Annotated in this window: 21 protein-coding genes and 1 pseudogene; 15 read left to right on the forward strand and 7 right to left on the reverse strand. The window is 63.5% G+C overall.

Annotation, left to right across the window (positions count from 1 at the left end; translation table 11 throughout):
- Positions 1-8: 8 nt before the first annotated feature.
- The 3 genes from FJW08_RS11760 to FJW08_RS11770 form a co-directional block, all read right to left on the reverse strand.
- Positions 9-2,162: a phosphatidylserine/phosphatidylglycerophosphate/cardiolipin synthase family protein gene (locus FJW08_RS11760; RefSeq protein WP_140810683.1), complete on the reverse strand. Its 2,154-nt coding sequence runs from the start codon at positions 2,160-2,162 to the stop codon at positions 9-11.
- Entirely contained in the window at positions 2,159-2,602 is a 444-nt protein-coding gene (locus tag FJW08_RS11765) for a hypothetical protein (RefSeq protein ID WP_140754854.1), read from the reverse strand. Before FJW08_RS11765 ends, FJW08_RS11760 begins: the two co-directional genes overlap by 4 nt.
- A 152-nt stretch (positions 2,603-2,754) precedes the next feature.
- Entirely contained in the window at positions 2,755-3,636 is an 882-nt protein-coding gene (locus FJW08_RS11770) for a LysR family transcriptional regulator (protein WP_140810684.1), read from the reverse strand.
- 207 nt (positions 3,637-3,843) lie between these two features.
- Between FJW08_RS11770 and FJW08_RS11775 the strand changes: the two genes are divergently transcribed.
- The gene (locus FJW08_RS11775) at positions 3,844-5,340 is read left to right on the forward strand and encodes a CoA-acylating methylmalonate-semialdehyde dehydrogenase (RefSeq protein ID WP_140810685.1); all 1,497 of its coding nucleotides are present in this window, start codon (positions 3,844-3,846) and stop codon (positions 5,338-5,340) included.
- 236 nt (positions 5,341-5,576) lie between these two features.
- Complete coding sequence (locus FJW08_RS11780) at positions 5,577-5,882, forward strand: hypothetical protein (protein ID WP_140810686.1); 306 nt, start codon at positions 5,577-5,579, stop codon at positions 5,880-5,882.
- A 1-nt stretch (position 5,883) separates the two neighbouring features.
- Here FJW08_RS11780 and FJW08_RS11785 read toward each other — a convergent pair whose 3' ends face one another.
- Positions 5,884-6,534: a GntR family transcriptional regulator gene (locus FJW08_RS11785; RefSeq protein WP_181178239.1), complete on the reverse strand. Its 651-nt coding sequence runs from the start codon at positions 6,532-6,534 to the stop codon at positions 5,884-5,886.
- Positions 6,535-6,645: 111 nt separating this feature from the next.
- Between FJW08_RS11785 and FJW08_RS11790 the strand changes: the two genes are divergently transcribed.
- The 13 genes and pseudogenes from FJW08_RS11790 to FJW08_RS11850 all read left to right on the forward strand — a co-directional run bounded on the left by FJW08_RS11790 (position 6,646) and on the right by FJW08_RS11850 (position 21,596).
- On the forward strand, positions 6,646-7,539 hold the full coding sequence (locus tag FJW08_RS11790) for a dihydrodipicolinate synthase family protein (protein ID WP_140754844.1): 894 nt from the start codon (positions 6,646-6,648) through the stop codon (positions 7,537-7,539).
- 35 nt (positions 7,540-7,574) lie between these two features.
- Positions 7,575-8,894 carry an FAD-binding oxidoreductase gene (locus tag FJW08_RS11795; protein ID WP_181182904.1) on the forward strand — a complete coding sequence of 440 codons (1,320 nt, stop codon included), beginning with the start codon at positions 7,575-7,577 and terminating at the stop codon, positions 8,892-8,894.
- A gap of 30 nt (positions 8,895-8,924) precedes the next feature.
- Entirely contained in the window at positions 8,925-9,926 is a 1,002-nt protein-coding gene (locus tag FJW08_RS11800; RefSeq protein ID WP_140754842.1) for a 4-hydroxyproline epimerase, read from the forward strand.
- A gap of 335 nt (positions 9,927-10,261) precedes the next feature.
- A complete protein-coding gene (locus FJW08_RS11805; protein ID WP_127276526.1) occupies positions 10,262-11,164 on the forward strand; it encodes a branched-chain amino acid ABC transporter permease LivH in 903 nt (300 codons plus the stop codon).
- A gap of 4 nt (positions 11,165-11,168) precedes the next feature.
- Positions 11,169-12,764: a high-affinity branched-chain amino acid ABC transporter permease LivM gene (gene livM / locus FJW08_RS11810; protein WP_140754840.1), complete on the forward strand. Its 1,596-nt coding sequence runs from the start codon at positions 11,169-11,171 to the stop codon at positions 12,762-12,764.
- The gene (locus tag FJW08_RS11815; RefSeq protein ID WP_140754838.1) at positions 12,764-14,236 is read left to right on the forward strand and encodes an ATP-binding cassette domain-containing protein; all 1,473 of its coding nucleotides are present in this window, start codon (positions 12,764-12,766) and stop codon (positions 14,234-14,236) included. The genes livM and FJW08_RS11815 overlap by 1 nt, the downstream gene beginning before the upstream one ends.
- Positions 14,236-14,964: an ABC transporter ATP-binding protein gene (locus tag FJW08_RS11820; protein WP_140754836.1), complete on the forward strand. Its 729-nt coding sequence runs from the start codon at positions 14,236-14,238 to the stop codon at positions 14,962-14,964. Before FJW08_RS11815 ends, FJW08_RS11820 begins: the two co-directional genes overlap by 1 nt.
- Before the next feature lie 16 nt (positions 14,965-14,980).
- Positions 14,981-15,328: a DUF6867 family protein gene (locus FJW08_RS11825; RefSeq protein WP_140810687.1), complete on the forward strand. Its 348-nt coding sequence runs from the start codon at positions 14,981-14,983 to the stop codon at positions 15,326-15,328.
- A 138-nt stretch (positions 15,329-15,466) separates the two neighbouring features.
- A complete protein-coding gene (locus FJW08_RS11830; RefSeq protein WP_023771718.1) occupies positions 15,467-16,585 on the forward strand; it encodes a branched-chain amino acid ABC transporter substrate-binding protein in 1,119 nt (372 codons plus the stop codon).
- Between the two features lie 340 nt (positions 16,586-16,925).
- Entirely contained in the window at positions 16,926-20,384 is a 3,459-nt protein-coding gene (gene pyc, locus FJW08_RS11835) for a pyruvate carboxylase (protein ID WP_140810689.1), read from the forward strand.
- Positions 20,385-20,545: 161 nt separating this feature from the next.
- Positions 20,546-20,806, forward strand: a complete 261-nt coding sequence (locus FJW08_RS11840; RefSeq protein ID WP_015315223.1) for a DUF2312 domain-containing protein — start codon at positions 20,546-20,548, stop codon at positions 20,804-20,806.
- 50 nt (positions 20,807-20,856) lie between these two features.
- Complete coding sequence (locus FJW08_RS11845; protein WP_140754830.1) at positions 20,857-21,297, forward strand: hypothetical protein; 441 nt, start codon at positions 20,857-20,859, stop codon at positions 21,295-21,297.
- A pseudogene (locus FJW08_RS11850) lies at positions 21,298-21,596 on the forward strand (hypothetical protein).
- Between the two features lie 62 nt (positions 21,597-21,658).
- On the opposite strand, the gene msrB reads toward FJW08_RS11850, so the two are convergent.
- The 3 genes from msrB to FJW08_RS11865 form a co-directional block, all read right to left on the reverse strand.
- Positions 21,659-22,063, reverse strand: coding sequence for a peptide-methionine (R)-S-oxide reductase MsrB (gene msrB, locus FJW08_RS11855; RefSeq protein WP_027141754.1), 405 nt, complete (start codon positions 22,061-22,063; stop codon positions 21,659-21,661).
- Between the two features lie 112 nt (positions 22,064-22,175).
- Positions 22,176-22,973 carry an MBL fold metallo-hydrolase gene (locus FJW08_RS11860; RefSeq protein ID WP_140810690.1) on the reverse strand — a complete coding sequence of 266 codons (798 nt, stop codon included), beginning with the start codon at positions 22,971-22,973 and terminating at the stop codon, positions 22,176-22,178.
- A gap of 18 nt (positions 22,974-22,991) precedes the next feature.
- On the reverse strand, positions 22,992-24,182 hold the full coding sequence (locus tag FJW08_RS11865) for a VWA domain-containing protein (protein ID WP_140810691.1): 1,191 nt from the start codon (positions 24,180-24,182) through the stop codon (positions 22,992-22,994).
- Between the last annotated feature and the right edge of the window lies 1 nt (position 24,183).

Raw genomic sequence — 24,183 nt, forward strand, 5'->3', positions numbered from 1 at the left:
CCCGCGCGTCAGAACGCCTGCCTGACCCACGCCTCGTCGAACAGCAGCCGGTAGGCCCACGGGATCATCACATTGGTGGAAACCGGGTTCGAGTGGGCGAGGTAGTCGTCATAGACCGGCTTCATCCTGGCGTAGAAGGCGGGGTCGAGCACCATCATGCCGTTCTCCGAATCATGGAAGAAGCTGCGGTTGTTGAGGTTGACCGAGGAGATGGCGACCAGCCTTTCATCGATCATCATGATCTTGGAATGCAGCACCACGTCGGGTGCCTTGAACTCGCGGATGTCGATGCGGTCGCCATATTTCTCGACGAACAGCTTGTTGAGCGCGGTGAGGAACTTGCCGCCGATATCGCCCTTGAGGTCGATGCGACCGACAATGTCGATCTTGACGCCACGGGCGAGCGCCCTGTCGAAGGCGCGGGCGAGGCTCGGCGTCAGATTGAGGTAAGGGTTGACGATCTGGATATGGTGCTGGGCGGCGTCGACCAGTTCGACGAAATAGGCCTCCAGCGCATGGTCGTCCTCATAGGGCATCGAAATGAAATGCCGGGCATTGCCTCGGGGGTGGCCGCCGGCGTGGACCGGGATGGAGAAGGGGCGCGCCAGGTTGGTGTCGGCGTCGCGCAGCCATATCGTCGACAGATGCGCGGCGAGTGTCTCGACCGTCGCCTTGTCGGCGAACTCGATGTCGAAGTCGCTCCAGTTCGAATAGTAGTTCAGCGAAAAGCCATCGGTCTTGCCGTATTGCTCGAGGTCCGGGTAGCGCGACAGGTCGATCGGCTGATGGAACAGGAAACCGTCATGGATGTTGCGGCCGCCGATGATGACGCGCGAACGCGCGGGGTCCCGCGCCAGCGTCGCCAGCATCTTGATATGATGGACTTTGTGCAGTTGTGAAATCTGTTCGTCGATCGGCGCGCCATGGTCTGCCTGCCAGCGATATTCCTGCAGCTCGACATTGGGGAATTCGGCCGCCAGGCGATGCAACATGGCGTCGTCCTTGTCGCGCTCCAGCACGTCGGTGACCATGATGCGGACCTTGGTGCCAAGCGCTGCATGGTGGCGGATCAGCCGTTCCATGATGCAGCCGGAAAAGTCGGCCTTGAATTCGAGCGAGGACAGATAGATCAGCTTCAGCCTTGGCGCCCTGGAGAAATCGAGCGGCAGCTCGGGGTCGCCTCTGTCTATTGCCGCATCCGACAGCGGCGCGCCCAGTAGCGCCTCGACCTTGGCGTTGAAGCCGTCTCTCGACTTGCGCAGCAGCTTGGGCTCGCCGATCGGCAAGGCGCAGGTCTGCGACAGCCAGCGGCTGGCATAGAAGGCGCGTTCAAGCGCGTCGAGGCCGACGCCGTTGGGGACCGGGCAGCGCTGGTAGCGGCTGTCGAAGCTGGAGAGCCTCGGATCCGCGGTCTCTTCGCGCAGGATCGTGAGTGGCGCGCCGGCCGGGGCAAGGCTGGAGCGGATTCTTGCCGTGCAGCGGTTCAGGCTGTCGCCTGGGAACAGGCTGACGGTGTCGTCTCCGCCCGACAGGCGAAAGCGAAATGCCGAGCCGGCGGCGATGGTGCGTGAGGCTCCGGCGGCGCGGATCGCCAATGCGCCGTCGCAGGTGGCCTCGATGTCGGCAGGCTGCTCGCCCGCCTGGCGCACGACGATCTCGGTGCTGCGTGCCTGCAGACCGGAGAAATCGAAAGTCTTGGGGGCCGAGGGCCGCGCCGCCGCATCGATGTAGAGCGTCTGCCGCGACGCCCGCCAGCGGCCGTCGAAATGGCCGTCGCCGCTGCCTGTGCCGGCCGGCGGCAGATGTGCGTTGGCGACGGGTCCGGCCAGTTGCCGCAGCGTCGAATATGTCGCCTGGAAATCGCGGTTCTGGACATCGCGGCGGCTGCGCCCGAACGGGCCGGTGCCGTTGGCACGGTCCATGGCGCCGAGCTGGTTGTTGGCGAGCAGCGCCAGGAACCGTTTTTCATAGTCGCTGCCGCCGTCATTGCCAAAGAACTGCTCCGCCGCGATCCGCGGCCCGGGCGTGCCGGCCGACAGCGAGGGCCGTGCGCAAGCCTCTTGTCCCGCCAGGAGGTCGCAGGCATTGCGGCCCGTACCGGCACAACCGGCAAGGGCGATGAGCCCGAACAGGGCGAGGATGACGGCCGTGCGGAGGTTCAACCGGCGGCTCCGGCCTTCATCGCGCTCAACTGCGCCGGGTCACGCGGCGGCATGAACCCGTGCGGAAAGACCTTGCAGACAGGGATGGCGAAGGTGGCGATCAGTAGGTCCGCCTCTCTGCGCATCTTGCGGGGCGCCGTCCTGTCATCGCGGATTGCCCTGGCCGAGGCGACAAGGGCGCCATCGCAATCGCAATGGTTGCGGCGGGCGATGTAGCAGGCGTCATGGATTCGACAAACGGCGTCGAGGCGGTCGACCGGCCGGGCCGACAGATCGCCGGTGCGGGTGCCGGGACCGCAGTAATTGCCGATGACGAAAGGCGAGGGACGCGCCATGACGTAGCGGATCGGTTTGGGCAATTCGGCTTCCGGCATTTTTGTCCATGGATTGGCGCATGCGGAGACGAACAGCAGCGGCAGGATGGCAAGAACGGCTCGCATATCTATCCGCGCCAGCTTTCTGAAAGATTTCCCACCCGGCGCCCCGCCTCTCATGGCCGAGGCCGCATGCCTGATGCCACACTGGCTGGTTTTGTGGCAAGGAAAAGACGGCGTGTGGGGACCTGGGCCGTGTTTTTGCCGTGACGGCGCTTCTACAGGAAGAGGCCTCGTTCCCGCTCCACCGCCTTGGTGATGAAACTGGCGACGATCTGGACGCGTCGCAGCGGCCTGACCGATTCGTGATAGACCAGCCAGTAGGCGCGGCGGATGGGCGCGACCACATCGACGGCCACCAGCTCCGGCATCGAGCGGGCGACGAAGGTGTGCAGGATGCCGATGCCGGCGCCGGAGCGCACGGCTTCGGCCTGGCCGAGTGCCGAGGAGATGGCGAAACTGGTGCGCCATTCCGCGCTGAATTCCGCGGCATAATCGAGCGAAGGGCTGACGATGAGGTCCGGCACATAGCCAATGAGGGTGTGCTGGCCGAGTTCGGCGGCGGTTTTGGGCAGGCCATGCGCGTCGACATAGGCGCGAGAGGCGAACAGGCCGAGCGAATAGTCGACCAGCTTTCCCGCCACCAGCCGGCCTTCGGTCGGCCGCTCGACGGTGATCGCGATATCGGCCTCGCGCCGCGACAGCGAGAAGGAGCGCGGCACTGGCACGAGCTGGATGGTGAGTTCGCGGTGAAGGGTGGTGAGTTCGCCCAGCCGCTTGGCCAGGAAGGCGACGCCGAAGCCATCGGGCGCGCCGATGCGCACGGTTCCGGAAACATCGTCGCCCTCGCCTGATATGGTCGAGCGGGCGGCGATCATGTCGCCCTCCATGCGCTCGGCGATGTCGAGGAAGCGCTCGCCGGCCGGCGTCAGCTCGCTGCCGGTGGTCAGCCGGCGGAAGAGTTTCGTCCTCAGGGCTTCCTCGAGGGCCGCGATGCGGCGCGAGACGGTGGCATGGTTGAGCTCCAGCCGCCGCGCCGCGCCAAGGATCTGGCCGGCGCGCGCCACGGCGAGGAAGATGCGGACGTCATCCCAATTCATGGGGATGATCCGGCAGGACAGAGGGGGGCGCCACGGAACTCAACATAACCATTCCAGCGATGATGAGAATCCCTACCATTTGCGGCAATTGATGGACAGGCCTTGCTTGTTATCTATTTTCCGCACAACGGTTGCGTTCTCCCTCGCGTTGCCTTCGCCGCCGCAAAGGCGGACAATGCTGCCATCACAAACAAAGGGAGAGAAATCATGATCGACTACGGTCATTTCATCGGCGGCAAGCGTGTCGCCGGCACCAGCGGCCGCAAGCAGGACGTCATGCAGCCGATGGACGGCACCGTGCGCGGCACGGTGGCGCTGGCCTCGCAGGCGGAACTGCGCGCGGCGGTCGAGAACGCCAAGGCGGCGCAGCCCAAATGGGCCGCGACCAATCCGCAGCGCCGCGTGCGCGTGCTGATGAAATTCCTCGAACTGGTTGCCCGCGACTATGACGAACTGGCCGAGATCCTGGCGCGCGAACATGGCAAGACCATCGCCGACGCCAAGGGCGACATCCAGCGCGGCCTCGAAGTGGTCGAGGTCTGCATCGGCGCGCCGCATATGATGAAGGGTGAGTTCACCGACGGCGCCGGCCCCGGCATCGACGCCTATTCGATGCGCCAGCCGCTCGGCGTCGTCGCCGGCATCACGCCGTTCAACTTCCCGGCGATGATCCCGCTGTGGAAGATTGCCCCGGCGCTGGCCTGCGGCAACGCCTTCATCCTGAAGCCTTCCGAGCGCGATCCGGGCGTGCCGATGCGCATTGCCGAACTGTTCCTGGAGGCCGGTCTGCCGGCCGGCATCCTCAACGTCGTCAACGGCGACAAGGAGGTGGTCGACGCTATCCTCGACGATCCGGACATCAAGGCCGTCGGCTTTGTCGGCTCGACGCCGATCGCTCAGTACATCTATGCGCGCGGCTGTGCGGCTGGCAAGCGCGTGCAGTGCTTCGGCGGCGCCAAGAACCACATGATCATCATGCCCGACGCCGACATGGACCAGACCGTCGACGCGCTGATCGGCGCCGGCTACGGCTCGGCCGGCGAGCGCTGCATGGCGATCTCGGTGGCCGTGCCGGTCGGCAACGACACCGCCAACCGGCTGATGGAGAAGCTCGTCCCTCGCGTCGAGAGCCTGAAGGTCGGCCCGTCGACGGATTCGGCCGCCGATTTCGGCCCGCTGGTCACCGCCCAGGCGCTGGAGCGCGTCAAGGGCTACGTCGACATCGGCGTCAAGGAAGGCGCCAAGCTGGTCGTCGACGGCCGCGGCTTCAGGATGCAGGGCTATGAGGACGGCTACTATATGGGCGGCTGCCTGTTCGACAATGTCACGCCCGACATGCGCATCTACAAGGAAGAGATTTTTGGGCCGGTGCTGTCCGTGGTACGCGCGCCGACCTATGAGAATGCCCTCAAGCTCGCCAACGACCATGAGATGGGCAATGGCGTTGCCATCTTCACCCGCGACGGCGACGCGGCGCGCGACTTCGCCAGCCGTGTCCAGGTCGGCATGGTCGGCATCAACGTGCCGATCCCGGTGCCGATCGCCTACTACACCTTCGGCGGCTGGAAGGCGTCTTCCTTCGGCGACCTCAACCAGCACGGCCCGGACGCGTTCCGCTTCTACACCAAGACCAAGACGGTGACCTCGCGCTGGCCGTCCGGCATCAAGGATGGTGCGGAGTTCGTCATCCCGACGATGAACTAGCCGGACGATTTCTTCGTCCGGTCTTACTCGCCGCAGGGCGGATGAGAAGATCGATTGAACCTGAGGCCTAAGTCCCCGGACTTGGGCCTTTTGTTTTGCAAACGCTAATGTGATGGAACCGGCGGGGCTCGCAGGACTTAGGGCTGCAATCCTGCCGTGGAGGAGGCGCGGCAGACAACCAGGGCGCCGCACGGCGGGCCGGTGGCATTGCATCGTCCGGCGCAAGGAGGTGTCAGATGACACGACGTCTTACGGCGACAATGTTCGTTGCGGCGATGGCGATGTGCTCGGGCGCTGCTCAGGCAAATGCGGCCGGGCAATGCGCGGCGCGCGCCGATATCGTGAAAGCGCTCGGTGAGAACTTCCACGAAAGCGAAGCCGGGCGCGGCCTGATCAACCCCAATGTGGTCCTCGAGGTGTTCGTTTCGGAACAAGGCAGTTGGACGGTTCTGGCTTCCGACACGAAGGGCCAGAGTTGCATCCTGTCGGTCGGCGAGGGCTGGGACAGCCCAACGATCAAGGCGGCTTTGCCAGGCGCTTGACTCAGCGTGTCGCGGCCACCTCGGCATGGCCGCGCAGCAGCGCCATCAGTTTCTTGGCGTCCTTGGCGGCGCCTTCCTCGTCGCCGTCCAGGATCGAGCGGATCAATGCGACATGGTGCTCGGCGGATTCCGCCAGTCCGGTGTCCGCCTTGTAGCGGAACCAGAAGCGGCGGCTGTGGGTCTGCAGGGGGGCGGCCAGCCGGGCGGCGAACGGGTTGTCGGCGGCCAGCGCCAGCGCCTCGTCGAGCGCCTTGTCGGCCTGGATGAAGGCAAGCACATTGCCCGAGATGACCGCTTTCTGCATGGCGAGCGCGGCCTCGTGAAACAGGTCGGCGGCCTCGCGGGTGACGAAGCGGGCGGCTGATCGTGCGAGCACCACCTCGACGCCGCGCCGGGCGTCGAGCACGCGCAGCCAGTCGCCGGGATGCAGAGGCGCTATCGCAATGCCGGCACGGGGCCTGACGTCGAGCAGTCCTTCCCAGGCCAGCCGCTGGATCGCCTCGCGCACGGGCGTGCGGCCGAGCGCCAGCCGCTCGATCAAGGAACCCTCGGTGATAAAACTCGCCGGGGCCAGTTCGAGCGTGACGATCATGTGTTCAAGGATGCGATAAGCCTTGATCGCCGCAGGCTCGGACACAGTGCTTGCTTCCATGGATATCAAAGGCGGGCTCCTGATATATCAAAAATATATCATAACAGATTCCGCATTGACAGCGGCTTTCCTAACAGATATACGTCTGATATATCAGATGGAGAGATAGCCATGTGGACCGGAGTTTTCCCCGCCGTCACGACCAAATTCACCGCCGACGACCGGCTCGACCACGCGGAGATGGAGCGTTGCTTCAGCTTGCAGATGGAAGCCGGCTGCGACGGCATCATCGTCTGCGGCTCGCTCGGCGAGGGGCCGATGCTGTCGCCTGACGAGAAGATCGAGGTACTGAAGACCGCGCAGAAGGTCGCAGGCAAGAAGCCGGTGCTGCTGACCGTCAACGAGGCCGGCACCCGCGAGGCCGCCAGCATTGCCAGGCGCGCCGCCAAGGAAGGCGCCAACGGCCTGATGGTGGTGCCGAGCCCGATCTACCACACCAACGCCGAAGAGACGGTGGCGGCCCTGCGCGCCGTCGCCGAGGCCGGCGACCTGCCGGTCATGATCTATTCCAACCGGCTCGCCTACCGCGTCGACGTCACCGTCGACCAGATGGAGGAACTGGCATCGGACAAGCGCTTCGTCGCCATCAAGGAATCCTCCGACGACATCCGCCGCTCGACCGAGATCATCAACCGCCTAGGCAGCCGCTACGACCTGTTCACCGGCGTCGACAATCTCGCCTTCGAGGCGCTGTCGGTCGGCGCCATCGGCTGGGTGGCCGGCCTGGTCACCGCCTTCCCGCGCGAGACCGTCGCCATCTACCAGCTGATGAAGCATGGCCGCCGCGAAGAGGCGCTCGCCATCTACCGCTGGTTCCGGCCGCTGCTCGACCTCGATGTCTCGACCTACCTGGTGCAGAACATCAAGCTTGCCGAAGTGTTCGCCATCAACACCAATGACCGCGTGCGCATGCCGCGCATGCCGCTGTCGGGCGAACGCCGCAAGACCGTCGAGAAGATCGTCAAGGATGCGCTCGCGGTACGGCCGACGCTGCCTCAGTTCTAAGGAGAAGATGCCGGCAGGTGAAGGGCAGCGCCCACGTGACAGGAAGTTCCAAGTCGACAGAAGCGGGGCGCCGCTCCTCATCCGCCCTTCGGGCGCCTTCTCGCCGTGAACGGGGAGAAGGGACAGACATCGCCATCGTCGGCGGCGGCATCATCGGCATCTGCGCGGCTGCCTTCCTTGCCGAGACCGGGCTGGATGTCACGGTTTTCGACCGCACGGGCATCTGCGAGGAGACGAGCTCCGGCAACGCCGCCGCCTTTGCCTTCTCCGACGTGTTGCCGCTGGCGCACAAGGGCATGATCCGGCAGCTGCCGAAATGGCTCGCCGATCCGCTCGGCCCGCTCAGCGTCCCGCCGGCCTATCTGCCGAAGCTGCTGCCCTGGCTGATCCGGTTCTGGCGCGCCGGCGCGCCGGCGAAATACGAGGCGAGCCTGATGGCACAGGCCGGCATGATGAAACTTGCCGAAGCCGAATGGATGGATCTGCTCGATCGTTCCGGCACACGGCCGATGCTTCGCGAGGACGGTTCGCTCGAGCTCTACGAAAGCGAAGCCGAGTTCCGCGCCTCGCTGTCGGGCTGGGCGGCGCGCGAGCGCTTCGGCATCGGCTTCCGTCATGTCGAAGGCGAAGAACTGGCTGGCTTGCAGCCGGGGTTGTCACCGCGCTTCGTCAAGGGCACCTTCGTGCCGGGATGGAAGACGGTCGCCGATCCGAAACTGCTCGGCAAGGCGGTGTGGGCTTACGCGCAGTCCAAGGGTGCCCGTTTCGAGATGGCCCGCATCGATCGCGTCGCGGCGGATCAGGACGGTGTCACGCTGACGCTGGCCGATGGTTCGAGCAGGCAAGCCAGGCGCCTCGTTGTCGCGGCGGGCGCGTGGTCGCACCTCCTGGCGCGGCAGCTAGGCGATCGCATTCCGCTGGAGACCGAACGCGGCTACAACACGACGCTGCCGACGAGCGCTTTCGACGTGAGGCGGCAGCTGATCTTTTCGGGGCATGGCTTCGTCATCACTCGGCTCGAAACGGGCCTGCGCGTCGGCGGTGCCGTGGAACTCGGCGGCATCGAGCGACCACCCAATTTCAACAGGTCGAAAGCGCTCTTGCAGAAGGCGCAGAAATTCCTGCCGGGACTCGATCCCTCGGGCGGGCGCGAATGGATGGGGTTCCGGCCCTCGCTGCCGGATTCGGTGCCCGTGATCGGCAAGGCGGCGCGAAGCCGGTCGGTGATCTACGCCTTCGGCCACGGCCATCTCGGCCTGACCCAGGCTGCGGCAACCGGGCGGTTGATCAGGGAATTCGTTCTGGGGCAGACTTCGTCCGTCGATCTGGCCCCCTTCGGCCCACAACGATTTTGATTTTTTCGGGTTTTGATCTTGAGGAGCGACATGGCCAAGAAATCCTTCTTCTGCATCGACGGCCACACCTGCGGCAACCCGGTGCGGCTGGTCGCCGGCGGCGGTCCGCTGCTGCAGGGCTCGACGATGATGGAACGGCGCGCGCATTTCCTCGCCGAATATGACTGGATCCGCACCGGCCTGATGTTCGAGCCGCGCGGCCATGACGTGATGTCCGGCTCGATCCTCTACCCGCCGACACGCGAGGATTGCGACATCGCCATCCTGTTCATCGAGACGTCCGGTTGCCTGCCCATGTGCGGCCACGGCACCATCGGTACGGTGACGATGGCCATCGAACACGGGCTGATCAAGCCGAAGACGCCGGGTGTGCTGCGGCTCGACACGCCGGCCGGCCTGGTCATCGCCGAATACAAACAGGTCGGCGAGTATGTCGAGGAGGTGCGCATCACCAATGTGCCGTCCTTCCTCCACGCCGCAGGCCTGACGGTCGAATGTCCCGGGCTCGGCGAGATCACCGTCGATGTGGCCTATGGCGGTAATTTCTACGCCATCGTCGAACCGCAGGCGAACTATCGCGACATGGCCGATTATTCCGCCGGCGACCTCATCGCCTGGAGCCCGGTGGTGCGGCAGCGGCTCAACGAGAAATATTCCTTCGTGCATCCGGAGAATCCCGGCATCACCGGGTTGTCCCACATGCTGTGGACCGGCAGGCCGACGGTCGATGGAGCCGATGCCCGTAATGCCGTCTTCTACGGCGACAAGGCGATCGACCGCTCGCCCTGCGGCACTGGCACATCGGCGCGCATGGCGCAGCTTCACGCCAAGGGCAAGCTTAGTGCAGGCGACGCCTTCGTCCATGAATCGATCATCGGTTCGCTGTTCAAGGGCAAGGTCGAAAAGGAGGTCACCGTGGCTGGCAAGCCGGCAATCATCCCGTCGATCGGCGGCTGGGCACGCATGACCGGACTGAACACCATCTTCATCGACGACCGCGATCCGTTCGCGCATGGTTTCGTGGTCAAGTAGGAGAATCCTGACCTCGCGGAAAGGAGTGTGACGAAAAAACGAACCATGTCAGGAACGCAAAGATTCTTCTCATCACCTAATTTTGACGGCGATTTCTTCGAAACGGAGCGCATGATGCAGCCCAATCGTCAAAGACATTGCGTTGTGCCAATGATAGGGTCCGCGATAGTCCAGGGGCTGGGCGCGAAAAGCGGGCGATCGGGAAGACGTGACTTGGAACCACGCGGAGCGGTCGAAAAAATCACGTTGCAATCCGGGCTCGAAACTTTACGACTAGGGGAAATACGAAAAGGAATGCGTCTGCATGGGCGACATTCCAGGGGAGCCATGTACACATGCAGTACTTTGTCCAGCAGCTTATCAACGGGCTGACGCTGGGATCGATCTATGGGCTGATCGCGATCGGCTACACGATGGTCTACGGCATCATCGGCATGATCAATTTCGCCCATGGCGACATCTTCATGGTGGGCGCCTTCACGGCGCTGATCGTCTTCCTCATCCTCGGCGCGCTGTTTTATTCGGTGCCCGTGGTCATCGCGCTGCTGGTCATGATGATCGTGGCGATGCTGCTCACCAGCCTCTACAACTGGACGATCGAGAAAGTGGCCTACCGACCGCTGCGCGGTTCGTTCCGGCTGGCGCCGCTGATCACCGCCATCGGCATGTCGATCGCGCTGTCGAACTTCGTCCAGGTGACACAAGGGCCGCGCAACAAGCCGATCCCGCCGATGGTCAGCCAAGTCTACAACATCAACGGCGTCAGCGTGTCGCTGAAGCAGATCATCATCGTCATCGTCACCGCTTTGCTGCTGGCGGTGTTCTGGTACCTGGTCAACAAGACCTCGCTTGGCCGGGCGCAACGCGCCTGCGAGCAGGACCGCAAGATGGCCGCACTGCTTGGCATCGACGTCGACCGCACCATCTCGATCACCTTCATCATGGGTGCAGCCCTTGCCGCCGTCGCCGGCACGCTGTTCCTGATGTACTACGGCGTCATCGCCTTCTCGGACGGTTTCGTGCCGGGCGTGAAGGCGTTCACGGCCGCGGTGCTTGGCGGCATCGGCTCGCTTCCGGGCGCCGTGCTCGGCGGGCTCTTGATAGGCTTCATCGAGAGCATGTGGTCGGCCTATTTCTCGATCGACTACAAGGACGTCGCCGCGTTCTCGATCCTGGCCATCGTGCTGATCTTCCTGCCTTCCGGCATATTGGGCCGGCCAGAAGTCGAAAAGGTGTGAGATCATGGCCGTGACCGTATCTCGTGCGAGCGACACCGTCGCCAAGCCCATGCAGCGCGCGCTGCGCGAGGGCTTCTATGCCGGCGCCATCGCGCTTGGCCTGTTCGTACTGTTCATCGGCCTCAAGACCGACCAGAACATGTCCAACGAACTGGTCGTGGTGCAGCGCTGGGGCCTGCTTGCCGCGGTGGTGATCGCCACCGCAGTCGGGCGTTTCCTCTATGTCGCCTACGGCCAGCCCTTCATGGCCAACCAGAAGATCGCCGATGTCGCCACCGGGCTCATGCCGGCAAGTGTGGCATCCCGCTCCTTCACCCTGCCGACCTTCATCGGAGCGGTCGTCGCCATGGTGCTGCTGTTCGTGTTCAACAGCTCTCTCGCCGGATGGGTTGGGGCAGAACCGGCCGGCTATCTGCAATTCCTGCGTGCCCTGGCGGTCATCTATGTGCTGGCCTGCGTGATCTATTACTTCCGCGCCTTCATCCATGCCAACTTCACCAAATTGGGCATCTCGGCGTTGGTGCTGTACCCGATCCTCGTCGTCGCGGTGCTGTCACTCAACGCCTGGTCGATCACCGGAGGGTTGCAGGGTTCGTTGAAATGGGTCGATAATTTCGGCATCCAGATCCTGATCTATGTGATGCTGGCCTGGGGACTGAACATCGTCGTCGGCCTCGCCGGTCTGCTCGATCTCGGCTACGTCGCTTTTTATGCGATTGGCGCCTATGCCTATGCGCTTCTCGCCACCCATTTCGGCCTGTCGTTCTGGATATTGTTGCCCGCCGCGGGCGCCATGGCCGCGCTCTGGGGGGTGCTGCTCGGCTTTCCCGTGCTGCGCCTGCGCGGCGACTATCTGGCGATCGTGACGCTCGCCTTCGGCGAGATCATCCGCCTCGTGCTGATCAACTGGCGCGAAGTCACCAATGGGTCGGCCGGCATCTCCGGCATTCCCAAGGTCAGCTTCTTCGGCTTGATGTCGTTCAACGTGTCGGACCCGAATTACATCGCCAAGGTGCTGAACCTCGCCACGTCCAGCGCCTACTACAAGATCTTCCTCTACTACCTGATCCTTGGGCTCTGCCTGCTAACCGCCTTCGTCACCATCCGGCTGCGGCGCCTGCCGGTCGGCCGCGCCTGGGAAGCCTTGCGTGAGGACGAGATCGCCTGCCGCTCGCTCGGTATCAACACCACCACCACCAAGCTGACGGCCTTTGCCACCGGCGCCATGTTCGGCGGCTTCGCCGGTTCGTTCTTTGCCGCGCGGCAAGGTTTCGTCAGCCCCGAATCCTTCGTCTTCCTGGAATCGGCCATTATCCTCGCCATCGTCGTTCTTGGCGGCATGGGGTCGCTGGTCGGCATCGCCGTCGCCGCGATGGTGATGATCGGCGGCACCGAGGCGCTGCGCGAACTCGACTTCCTCAAGCAGGTGTTCGGACCCGATTTCACACCGGAACTCTACCGCATGCTTCTGTTCGGCATGGCCATGGTCATCGTCATGCTGTGGAAGCCCCGCGGCTTCGTCGGCAGTCGTGAACCGACCGCCTTCCTCAAGGAGCGAAGGGCTGTCTCAGGCTCCTTCACCAAGGAGGGCCACGGCTGATGAACGCGACCACGCAAATGAACGACGCCATCCTGCAGGTCGAGCATCTGTCGATGAAGTTCGGCGGCCTGGTCGCCATCGGCGACCTGTCCTTCACCGCCAGGCGCGGCGAGATCACCGCGCTGATCGGCCCCAACGGCGCCGGCAAAACCACAGTGTTCAACTGCATCACCGGCTTCTACAAGCCGTCGGAAGGCATGATCACGCTCAGCCGGGCCGATGGCTCCAGCTACCTGCTGGAACGGCTGCCCAACCACGAGATCCCGGCGCGCGCCAAGGTGGCGCGCACCTTCCAGAACATCCGCCTATTCTCGGGCATGACGCTGCTGGAGAACCTGCTCGTCGCCCAGCACAACAAGCTGATGAAGGCTTCGGGCTATACGATCCTGGGCCTGTTCGGCTTCAGCGGCTACCGCAAGGCCTCAGCCGAATCGGTGGAGCTTGCCAAGCACTGGCTGGAAAAGGCCGATCTCGTCGATCGCGCCGACGATCCGGCCGGCGACCTGCCCTATGGCGCGCAGCGGCGGCTCGAAATCGCGCGCGCCATGTGCACCGGTCCTGAACTGCTGTGCCTCGACGAGCCGGCGGCCGGCCTCAACCCGAAGGAATCGGCGGCGCTCAACGAACTGCTGATGGACATCAAGAAGTCGTCAGGCACCTCGATCCTCTTGATCGAGCACGACATGTCGGTGGTCATGCAGATTTCCGACCATGTCGTGGTGCTGGAATATGGCCGCAAGATCTCCGACGGCAATCCGCAATCGGTGCGCACCGACCCGCGCGTCATCGCCGCCTATCTCGGCGTCGACGACGAGGAGGTCGAGACCGTGCTGACCGAAGTCGGCGACGAGGACGTCATCGAACGGCTCGATACCGGTCCCGACTCCGCGCATGGCCCGGGAACATCTTCGTCGTATCTGGCCGGGCCGGTGAGCGACACCGTCGGCCATAGCGAAGGCGAACGCGTGACAGTGTCGAAAGGCGCCTCGAAGGCAGCGCAGGTCGATGCCCGCGCCGCGACCGTGGCAAGCAGGCCTGTCGCACCGGCGCCGGCCAAGCCCGCTGCGAAGAAAGCGGCACCAAGGAAGACGGCCGCCAAGGCCCCTGCCGTGAAGGCCGAAGGCGTTTCGAACCGCCTCACTGCCCCCCGTGGCGGCAAGGCCGACAATCTGACCCGCATCAAGGGCATCGGTGCGGTCAACGAGAAGAAGCTCAACGAGCACGGCATCTTCCACTTCGACCAGATCGGCGCCTGGAAGAAGGCCGATGTCGAGGCAGTCGAGGCTTATCTCGCCTTTGACGGACGCATCGCGCGCGAGGAATGGGTCAAGCAGGCGAAGCTGCTCGGCCAGGGCAAGGATACGGAATTCTCGCGCCGTGTCGATGCGGGCAAGGTGGCGACCAGTCATGCTTCCGGCAAGGCCGCGAGCACAGGCAAGCCCGCTCAGGGCAAGCGTGGAGGGGGCAAGTGATGGCCACGACAACGCTGCTCGATATCAAGGGCGTGGAGACCTATTACGGCAACATCCGTGCGCTGAACGGCGTCAACGTCACCGTCAAGCAAGGTGAGATCGTGGCGCTGATCGGTGCCAACGGCGCCGGCAAGTCGACGCTGATGATGACCATCTTCGGGGCTCCACGCGCCCGCACGGGCACCATCACCTTCGCCGGGACCGATATCACCCAGTTGCCGACGCACGAAATCGCACGCATGCGGATTGCCCAGTCGCCCGAGGGCCGGCGCATCTTTCCGCGCATGACGGTGATGGAAAACCTGCAGATGGGCGCAAGCCTCGACAACCTCAAACATTATGGCGAGGACGTCGAGAAGGTGTTCACGCTGTTCCCCAGACTGAAGGAGCGCATCGCCCAGCGGGGCGGTACGTTGTCGGGCGGCGAACAGCAGATGCTGTCGATCGGACGCGCATTGATGGCGCGGCCGAAACTGCTTCTGCTCGACGAACCGTCGCTGGGTCTGGCGCCGCTGATCGTCAAGCAGATCTTCGATGCCATCCGCGAATTGAACCGCACCCAAGGGCTGACCGTGTTCCTAGTCGAGCAGAACGCGTTCGGCGCGCTCAAGCTCGCCACGCGCGGCTATGTCATGGTCAACGGCAATGTGACGATGAGCGGCACCGGCAAGGAGCTGCTCGCCAATCCGGAAGTGCGCGCCGCCTATCTCGAAGGCGGACATCACTGAGTTCAGGAGACTTCCCATGCAAGGCATTCTCTACGAGGAACAGTCGATCTGGCAGTTCTTCTTCGTCACCTGCCTGCTCGGTGGCTGGGCAGCCTGGATGACCGGCAAGGCCAGTGCTCAGACATGGCGCAGCTTCATCCAGCTGTTCGCCTATATGCTCGGCCTTGGCATCGGCGTCCGTTTCATCCACCACGCGCTGTTCGACGGCACGATGTTCTCGCTGCATTACTATATCGTCGACACAATCGTGCTGATGATACTGGGCTTTATAGGCTATCAATACACACGAACCAACCAGATGGTCACACAGTATAATTGGCTCTACGAAAGAGCTTCAATCTTGAGCTGGAAACCGAAAGGTTGACGTTCATCATTAACGCCGCGTCAGGGATGAATCGGACGTGACAAGTGCCTGAAAATCGGCAAACTATGCTTTCTGCGATAAGGGTGGGCATCGCATGAAAGCTTCATCCACGCCCACTCCGTTAATGGGAGCGTTTAAATGAAAAAGTCACTTTTGTCCGCCGTAGCCCTGACCGCGCTCGTCGCGTTCGGCGGCAACGCGTGGGCTGATGTAATGTTCGGCGTCGCCGGTCCGATCACCGGTCCGAACGCGGCCTTCGGCGCACAGTTGCAGAAGGGCGCCGAAGCGGCGGTCGCCGATATCAATGCCAAGGGCGGTATCAATGGCGAGCAGATCAAGCTCGAAGTCGGCGACGACGTCTCCGATCCGAAGCAGGGCATCTCGGTCGCCAACAAGTTCGTCGGCGACGGCGTCAAGTTCGTGATCGGCCACTTCAACTCGGGCGTGTCGATCCCGGCCTCCGAGGTCTACGCGGAAAACAATATCGTCGAAATCACGCCGGCTGCAACCAACCCGAAGTTCACCGAGCGCGGCCTGTGGAATGTGTTCCGTACCTGCGGACGCGACGACCAGCAGGGCAGCATCGCCGGCGCCTATATCGCCGCGAACTTCAAGGATGCCAAAGTCGCCGTGATCCATGACAAGACCCCTTACGGCCAGGGCCTCGCGGACGAAACCAAGAAGGCGATGAACGCCGCGGGCGTCAAGGAAGTGATGTATGAAGGCGTCAATGTCGGCGACAAGGACTTCTCGGCGCTGATCGCCAAGATGAAGGAAGCCGGCGTCACCCTGATCTACTGGGGCGGCCTGCACACCGAAGCCGGCCTGATCATCCGTCAATCCGCGGACCAGGGCCTCAAGGCGCCGATGATGTCGGGTGACGGCATCGTGACGGACGAACTCGCCGCGATCGCGGGCGACGCCGTCGCCGGCACGCTCAACACGTTCGGCCCCGACCCGCGCCTGATCCCGGCCAACAAGGAACTCGTCGAGAAGTTCCGCGCGCAGGGTTTCGAGCCGGAAGCCTACACGCTCTACGCCTATGCCGCCGTGCAGGTGGTCGCCGAGGCAGCCGCCGCCGCCAAGACGAACGATCCGCAGGCCGTCGCCAAGGCGATGCATGAAAGCGGTCCGTTCCCGACCGTTCTGGGCGATCTCGCCTATGACGCCAAGGGCGATCCGAAGCTGCCTGGCTACATCATGTACGAATGGAAGAAGAAGGACGACGGCAAGTATTCCTGGTTCCCGAAGTCGTAATTTATTCAGATCCGAAACCAACGATGCCCGGCGCCTCGCGCCGGGCATTTTCTTTGACATGCTGGCAGCGGTGACATCCCTGCCAGCTTTCCTTGATCTTATGCATGTCGTTATCCCGGAACCGAGGACACTTCCGGGCGAGATGCATTGGCCTCGAAAGATCGCATCCAGGATCGAAATTGTCGCCGTTGTTCCGTCCGTTCGAACGAATGCGTGCGAGTGTTGACTGAATAATCGATTTAAATCGGTTTAAGTCGGCGTCGATTTTGTTTGCACTGCAGCATTTTCGCGTTAATCATTGCCCCGATTTCCCGTCCCTTCCGCTGCTGGAGCCCAGTCCTTGGCCATCACGAAGATCCTCGTCGCCAACCGGTCAGAAATCGCCATCCGCGTCTTTCGCGCGGCCAACGAGTTGGGCCTCAAAACCGTGGCGATCTGGGCCGAGGAAGACAAATACTCCCTGCACCGCTTCAAGGCCGACGAGAGCTACCAGGTCGGGCGTGGCCCGCATCTCAACAAGGACATGGGGCCGATCGAGAGCTATCTGTCGATCGAGGAGGTGATCCGGGTCGCCAGGCTTTCAGGCGCCGACGCCATCCACCCCGGATACGGGCTGCTGTCGGAAAGCCCCGAATTCGCCGAAGCCTGCGCGCAAGCAGGCATCACCTTCATCGGACCGAAGCCAGACACGATGCGCAGGCTGGGCAACAAGGTCGCCGCGCGCAATCTCGCCATCGAGGTCGGCGTGCCCGTGGTGCCGGCCACCGATCCGTTGCCGGACGATTTGGAGGCGGTCAAGGAACTCGCCAGGACGGTCGGTTATCCCGTCATGCTGAAGGCCTCGTGGGGTGGCGGTGGCCGCGGCATGCGCGCCATCCGCTCCGAGGCCGACCTCGCCCGCGAGGTCATGGAAGGCAAGCGCGAGGCGAAAGCCGCCTTCGGCAAGGACGAGGTCTATCTCGAAAAACTGATCGAGCGCGCCCGCCATGTCGAGGTGCAGGTGCTCGGCGACACGCATGGCAATGCCGTGCACCTGTTCGAGCGCGACTGCTCGATCCAGCGCCGCAACCAGAAGGTCGTCGAGCGCGCGCCGGCGCCCTATCTCAGCGAGGACCTGCGCCAAGAGCTATGCGGCTACGCGCTGAAGATCGCGCGCGAGACCAGCTATATCGGCGCCGGCACCGTCGAATTCCTGCAGGACGCCGACACCGGCAAGTTCTACTTCATCGAGGTCAATCCGCGCATCCAGGTCGAGCACACCGTCACCGAGATGGTGACCGGCATCGACATCGTGAAGGCGCAGATACACATTCTCGACGGCTTCGCCATCGGCACGCCGGAATCGGGCGTGCCGGCGCAAAGGGACATTCGGCTGAACGGCCATGCCTTGCAGTGCCGCATCACCACCGAAGACCCGGAACACAATTTCATTCCCGACTACGGCCGCATCACCGCCTATCGCGGCGCCACCGGCTTCGGTATCCGCCTCGATGGCGGCACGGCCTATTCCGGCGCGGTCATCACCCGCTTCTACGATCCGCTGCTGGAGAAGGTAACGGCCTGGGCGCCGACGCCGGCCGAGACCATCGCCCGCATGAACCGAGCCTTGCGCGAGTTCCGCATCCGCGGCGTCGCCACCAACCTCACCTTCCTCGAAGCGATCATCAATCACCCGAGCTTCGCCGACAATTCCTATACGACGAGGTTCATCGACACAACGCCGGAGCTGTTCCAGCAGGTCAAGCGCCAGGACCGCGCCACCAAGCTGCTCAACTATCTGGCCGACGTCAGCGTCAACGGCCATCCCGAGACGCGCGGCCGGCCGACGCCAAAGGCCGACGCGGCGCCGCCCGTCGTGCCCTATCTCAACGGCAATGTGCCTGGTGGCAGCAAGCAGAAGCTCGATGTGCTCGGGCCGGAAAAGTTCGCCGCCTGGATGCGCGAGCAAAAGGAAGTGCTGGTCACCGACACGACGATGCGCGACGGCCACCAGTCGCTGCTCGCCACCCGCGTGCGCACGCATGACATTGCCGGCATCGCCGGCACCTACGCGCGCGCCTTGCCACAACTCCTGTCGCTGGAATGCTGGGGCGGCGCCACTTTCGACGTGGCCATGCGCTTCCTCACCGAGGATCCGTGGGAGCGGCTGTCGCTGGTGCGGGAAGCAGCCCCCAACCTGTTGCTGCAGATGCTGCTGCGTGGCGCGAACGGCGTCGGCTATACCAATTATCCCGACAATGTCGTGCAGCATTTCGTCAAGCAGGCGGCAAGCGGCGGCATCGACCTGTTCCGCGTCTTCGACTGCCTGAACTGGGTCGAGAACATGCGCGTCGCCATGGACGCCGTGGGGGCCGAGGGCAAGCTGATCGAAGCCGCGATGTGCTATACCGGCGACATTCTCGATCCGGCGCGGGCCAAGTACGACCTGAAATACTATGTCGGGCTGGCCGAGGAATTGCAGGCGGCCGGCGCCCATATCATCGCGGTCAAGGACATGGCCGGCCTGTTGAAGCCGAGTGCCGCCCGCGTGCTGTTCAAGGCGCTGCGCGAGGCGACCGATCTGCCGATCCATTTCCACACCCACGACACATCGGGCCTGTCGGCGGCAACCGTGCTGGCGGCGGTGGAAAGCGGCGTCGACGCCATCGACGCGGCGATGGACGCCTTCTCCGGCAACACCTCTCAGCCATGTCTCGGTTCGATCGTCGAGGCGTTGAGAGGCACCGAGCGCGATCCCGGCCTCGACCCGCAATGGATCCGCAAAATCTCGTTCTATTGGGAAGCCGTTCGCAACCAATACGCCGCCTTCGAGAGCGACCTGAAAGGGCCGGCCTCCGAAGTCTACCTGCACGAAATGCCAGGCGGGCAGTTCACCAATTTGAAGGAACAGGCCCGTTCGCTCGGACTGGAGACACGCTGGCACGAAGTGGCGCAGACGTATCACGACGTCAACCTGATGTTCGGCGACATCGTCAAGGTGACGCCGTCGTCCAAGGTGGTCGGCGACATGGCGCTGATGATGGTGAGCCAGGACCTGACCGTTGCCGATGTCGAAAACCCGGCCCGGGATATCGCCTTCCCGGACTCGGTCATCTCGATGCTGCGCGGCGACCTCGGGCAGTCCCCGGGCGGCTGGCCGCGGACGCTGCAGAAGAAGGCATTGAAGGGCGACAAGCCGATCACGGCGCGGCCCGGTTCGTTGCTGAAGCCGGCCGACCTCGAGAAGAGCCGCAAGGAGATCGAGGACAAGTTGGAGCGCAAGCTGACGGAATACGAATTCGCCTCGTGGCTGATGTATCCGAAGGTGTTTTCCGACTTCGTCGTCGCCCAGGAAACCTACGGCCCGGTCAGCGTTCTGCCGACGCCGACCTATTTCTACGGCATGAAATCGGAAGACGAGATTTTCGTCGATATCGAAAGGGGCAAGACCTTGGTCGTGCGCTGCCAGGCGTTCGGCGATGTCGACGAGAAGGGCATGGTCACCGTGTTCTTCGAGCTGAACGGCCAGCCGCGGCGTGTGAAGGTGCCCGATCGCGCGCATGGTGCGTCGGCAGCCAAGGCGCGCCGCAAGGCCGAGCCCGGCAACGAGGCGCATGTCGGGGCGCCGATGCCGGGTGTGGTTTCGGCGCTTGCGGTCGCTGCCGGCCAAGCGGTCAAGGCAGGCGACGTGCTGCTTTCCATCGAAGCGATGAAGATGGAGACGGCGCTGCATGCCGAGCGTGATGGCACGGTCGCCGAGGTGCTGGTCAAGGCCGGCGACCAGATCGATGCGAAGGATCTCCTGATCGCGTTCAGCTAAGAGTTCGCAAGGAGCGGGCAGGCTGTCGGCTTCTGGCGGCAGGGCTGGCGAGCTGTTCGATAACGGCTTGACCCGCCGGCCCGGGTCGGGCATCGAACCGCTGAAATTCGCCGCGGCACGTTCCCCGAGTCGCGGCGCGGAACCGATCTTTGGAGAAAAACATGGCCGACGATATCACCGAGACCAGCCAGACTGTTGCCGCCGGCCAGCTGCGTGCCTTGATCGAGCGCATCGAGCGGCTCGAGGAAGAAAAGAAGACGATTTCCGACGACATCAAGGAAGTTTTCGCCGAGGCCAAGGGCACCGGCTTCGACACCAAGGCAATTCGCACCATCATCCGGTTGCGCAAGAAGGACCAGGCCGAGCGCCAGGAGGAGGATGCCATCCTCGATCTGTACATGGCCGCGCTCGGCATGGTCTAAGACTGGAAACAGTCTAGGGCGTCAGTTCGGCGCCCTCAACGGTTCGAACCATGAGCGAATTCGACTTCGGCGGCCGCCGTGCCTTGGAATTCCGCCATCGCGGCTTCTGGTCGCTGTTTGCCGAACGGCATCCGGAAGAAAGAGCCCGGCTGGCGCGGCGCGGACCCTGGTTCTGGCAGCGCGGGCTTCCCGACTTCGCACTGGTCCTTTCCATGTATGTCGCGCCGGCGCAGAACCATGTCGGCGTTTTCTTCGGCCGCAACGAGAAGTTCGGCGCCACGCAAAGCTGGTCGCGGCTGGAGCCGTTCCGGCCGGCGATCGAAGACAGGCTGAAACTCAGACCGGAACAAAGCTGCGAAGGCCTCGGCATCAATTCGATGTGGCGGGTCAATTGCTTTGCCGAGGACAACTGGCCGGCGATGACCGACTGGCTGGTAACGGAGTGCTCGCGTGTCGAGCACGCCGTTGTCGCGGTTCTGGGGCAGCGGTAAGTGATCGCGGATTTCTTTCGCTCGCGTTGGATTGGCCAGGTGTCGCTCGACCGGCTGTTCCGGCGCGACCTGATGCTTGTCGGGACCGTGATCAATATGGCGTCGTCTGCTGCGGCGCTGATCCTGCTTGGACTGAAGATGCCGCTCGGCCTTGTCCTGGCGGTGCATTTTGCACCGGTGCTCTACAACTCTTCCTGACTTTGGCAGTCTGGCGCACGGCTGAGAAGGCCGGCGGTGCCAGGGCTTCCCTCTTTATGCTGGGATCAGCGCTCTGGCTGATCGCCACGATCGTAGTCTGACGAGGCTGCCCATACGAAAAGGGCGGCCGGAGCCGCCCTTCGCAAGAAATGATAACGCCTGTTCAGGCGGCCGGCTCGAATTTCAGCGCCACGCCGTTGATGCAGTAGCGCAGGCCGGTCGGCGGCGGGCCGTCCTCGAAGACATGGCCGAGATGGCTGCCGCAACGAGAGCAGTGGCATTCGGTGCGGACCATGCCGTAGCTGCGATCGACTGTGTTCTCGACCGAGCCCGGAACGGGATCGTTGAAGCTCGGCCAGCCGGTGCCGCTCTCGAACTTCAGCGTGGACTGGAAGAGCGGCTGGTCGCAGCCAACGCAGGAAAAAGTGCCGGCACGCTTCTCATAGAGCAGGGCACAGCTTCCCGGCCGCTCGGTGCCATGGTTTCGCATGACCGCGTATTGCTCCGGCGTCAGCCGGGCGCGCCATTCGGCATCGGTGCGGGTGACGGGGTAAGTGTGGGTGTCCATTTGATCTCCTCAGCCTTGGCGGCTCGTTCTTGGTTGCAACCCGATATTCGCAACAAGATAGGCGTTTGTTACGGGATTTGCCCGCATTTTCGAGCGGACCACCTGGAATTCCTCAGGCGATCGCCGCGAGATAGCGCGCGACGGAGGCGGCCAGCGCCGTTTTCGCATCGCCGATGATGTTCTGGTTCCACCATGCGCCGTAGATGTCGTCGAAGGCGAACGGTGCAAGGGCTGCCGCGATGCGGCGTACGGCGGCGCCATTGAGCGGGATCTGGTTCGGATAGCTGTACATGAAGCCGACATGGCGGCGTGTCGGCGTCACCTGCAGGATGTCGCCGGTCAGCAGCGCATCGGCACCGTCGCGTTTCCAGTGCAGCACTTGGCCGCCGGCAAAGTGGCCGCCGCAGCGGATGAGTGTCAGCGACGGGTTGATGGCCAGCATCTCGCCTTGCCAACTGACAATCGAGCGATGCGGCCGCATGATCCACTGCCGGTCGTCGGCATGGAGATAGATCGGCACGCCGCCAAACGCCTCGCTCCATTCGACCATCACCGAATAGTAATGGCAGTGCGAGATGGCGATAGCCGCCAGCCCGCCCCGACGGTTGATCTCCGCCACCGCCTCGTCGCTCACCATCGAGACGCAGTCCCACAGCACATTGCCGTGTGGTGAATGCGCCAGCAGCGCCCGCTGGCCGATGGCGAAGCGCGGCTCGATGCCGAAGGCGAGCATGCCGGCATCGTCCTTCATCACCAGCCGATGCCCGGCGGCGAGTTGTTGCGGCGTGATCCAGGCCTGGCCTTCCCAGCGCACATATTGCCGCTCGTCCTCGCAGATCGGGCAATGTTGCGGTGGCGTCTCCGTCGCCGCGAACTGGACACCGCACTGCAAGCAGAGGAAGCAGGTCATCCGATCTCCGGTGGTCCTTCAGTGTTTTCTTGAAAGCTGCTTCGTGGCACCTTCGAGCCCGGCCAGCGTCAGCGGAAACATGCGGCCGTCGAAGATGTCACGGATCATGGCGATCGAATGGGTAAAGCCCCAGTTCTTTTCGCTCTCGGGATTCAGCCACACCGCGTTCGGCCATTGCTGCAGGAGCCGGCCGAGCCAGACGGCTCCTGCCTCGGGGTTCCAGTGTTCCACCGAGCCGCCAGGATGGGCGATCTCGTAAGGGCTCATCGAGGCATCGCCGACGACGATGACCTTATAGTCGGGACCGCATTTGTGAATGAGGTCGAAGGTCGGAATCACCTCGGCATGGCGGCGGCGATTGTCCTTCCACACGCCTTCGTAGAGGCAGTTGTGGAAATAGAAATATTCGAGCTGGCGGAATTCGGCGCGGGCGGCCGAAAACAGCTCCTCGACGCTTTTGATATGGTCGTCCATCGAGCCGCCGACATCGAAGAACATCAGGAGCTTCACCGCATTGCGACGCTCGGGCCGTGTCTTGACGTCGAGATAGCCGTGCTCGGCGGTGGCGTGGATGGTGCCGGGCAGGTCGAACTCTTCCTCGGCGCCTTCGCGCACCCAGCGGCGCAGGCGCTTCAGCGCGATCTTGATGTTGCGGGTACCGAGTTCGACGGCATCGTCGAAATTCCTGAACTCGCGCTTGTCCCAGACTTTCACCGCGCGGCGGTTGCGGCTTTCATGCTGGCCGATGCGCACGCCTTCGGGATTGTAGCCATAGGCGCCGAAGGGCGAGGTGCCGCCGGTGCCGATCCATTTCGAGCCGCCCTGGTGGCGGCCCTTTTGTTGCTCGAGCCTTTGTTTCAGCGTCTCCATCAGTTTGTCGAAGCCGCCAAGCGCCTCGACCAGTTTTTTCTCCTCCTCGGTCAGGTGCTTTTCGGCGAGCCGGCGCAGCCATTCCTCGGGAATGTCGGCGACATCGACGGCATCCGGGCCACCCAGCGCCTCGATGCCCTTGAAGACATGCGCGAACACCTGGTCGAAGCGGTCGATATGGCGCTCGTCCTTCACCAGGGCGGCGCGGGCAAGATAGTAAAAACCTTCGACGTCATAGTCGACCAGTCCGGCTTCCAGCCCTTCCAGCAGAGAAAGGTATTCCCTGAGCGAGACGGGAACGCGCGCTGCCTTCAGTTCGAGGAAGAAGGGGATGAACATG

It is taken from the genome of Mesorhizobium sp. B3-2-1, from assembly GCF_006439515.1.
Taxonomy (GTDB): domain Bacteria; phylum Pseudomonadota; class Alphaproteobacteria; order Rhizobiales; family Rhizobiaceae; genus Mesorhizobium.

Excerpts from the sequence above, each read along its gene's own strand:
- FJW08_RS11765 (WP_140754854.1), bottom strand. The coding sequence starts at position 2,602 with ATGCGAGCCGTTCTTGCCATCCTGCCGCTGCTGTTCGTCTCCGCATGC.
- FJW08_RS11770 (WP_140810684.1), bottom strand. The coding sequence starts at position 3,636 with ATGAATTGGGATGACGTCCGCATCTTCCTCGCCGTGGCGCGCGCCGGC.
- FJW08_RS11775 (WP_140810685.1), top strand. The coding sequence starts at position 3,844 with ATGATCGACTACGGTCATTTCATCGGCGGCAAGCGTGTCGCCGGCACC.
- FJW08_RS11780 (WP_140810686.1), top strand. The coding sequence starts at position 5,577 with ATGACACGACGTCTTACGGCGACAATGTTCGTTGCGGCGATGGCGATG.
- FJW08_RS11785 (WP_181178239.1), bottom strand. The coding sequence starts at position 6,534 with ATGGAAGCAAGCACTGTGTCCGAGCCTGCGGCGATCAAGGCTTATCGC.
- FJW08_RS11790 (WP_140754844.1), top strand. The coding sequence starts at position 6,646 with ATGTGGACCGGAGTTTTCCCCGCCGTCACGACCAAATTCACCGCCGAC.
- FJW08_RS11800 (WP_140754842.1), top strand. The coding sequence starts at position 8,925 with ATGGCCAAGAAATCCTTCTTCTGCATCGACGGCCACACCTGCGGCAAC.
- FJW08_RS11805 (WP_127276526.1), top strand. The coding sequence starts at position 10,262 with ATGCAGTACTTTGTCCAGCAGCTTATCAACGGGCTGACGCTGGGATCG.
- livM (WP_140754840.1), top strand. The coding sequence starts at position 11,169 with ATGGCCGTGACCGTATCTCGTGCGAGCGACACCGTCGCCAAGCCCATG.
- FJW08_RS11815 (WP_140754838.1), top strand. The coding sequence starts at position 12,764 with ATGAACGCGACCACGCAAATGAACGACGCCATCCTGCAGGTCGAGCAT.
- FJW08_RS11820 (WP_140754836.1), top strand. The coding sequence starts at position 14,236 with ATGGCCACGACAACGCTGCTCGATATCAAGGGCGTGGAGACCTATTAC.
- FJW08_RS11825 (WP_140810687.1), top strand. The coding sequence starts at position 14,981 with ATGCAAGGCATTCTCTACGAGGAACAGTCGATCTGGCAGTTCTTCTTC.
- FJW08_RS11830 (WP_023771718.1), top strand. The coding sequence starts at position 15,467 with ATGAAAAAGTCACTTTTGTCCGCCGTAGCCCTGACCGCGCTCGTCGCG.
- FJW08_RS11840 (WP_015315223.1), top strand. The coding sequence starts at position 20,546 with ATGGCCGACGATATCACCGAGACCAGCCAGACTGTTGCCGCCGGCCAG.
- FJW08_RS11845 (WP_140754830.1), top strand. The coding sequence starts at position 20,857 with ATGAGCGAATTCGACTTCGGCGGCCGCCGTGCCTTGGAATTCCGCCAT.
- msrB (WP_027141754.1), bottom strand. The coding sequence starts at position 22,063 with ATGGACACCCACACTTACCCCGTCACCCGCACCGATGCCGAATGGCGC.
- FJW08_RS11860 (WP_140810690.1), bottom strand. The coding sequence starts at position 22,973 with ATGACCTGCTTCCTCTGCTTGCAGTGCGGTGTCCAGTTCGCGGCGACG.
- FJW08_RS11865 (WP_140810691.1), bottom strand. The coding sequence starts at position 24,182 with ATGTTCATCCCCTTCTTCCTCGAACTGAAGGCAGCGCGCGTTCCCGTC.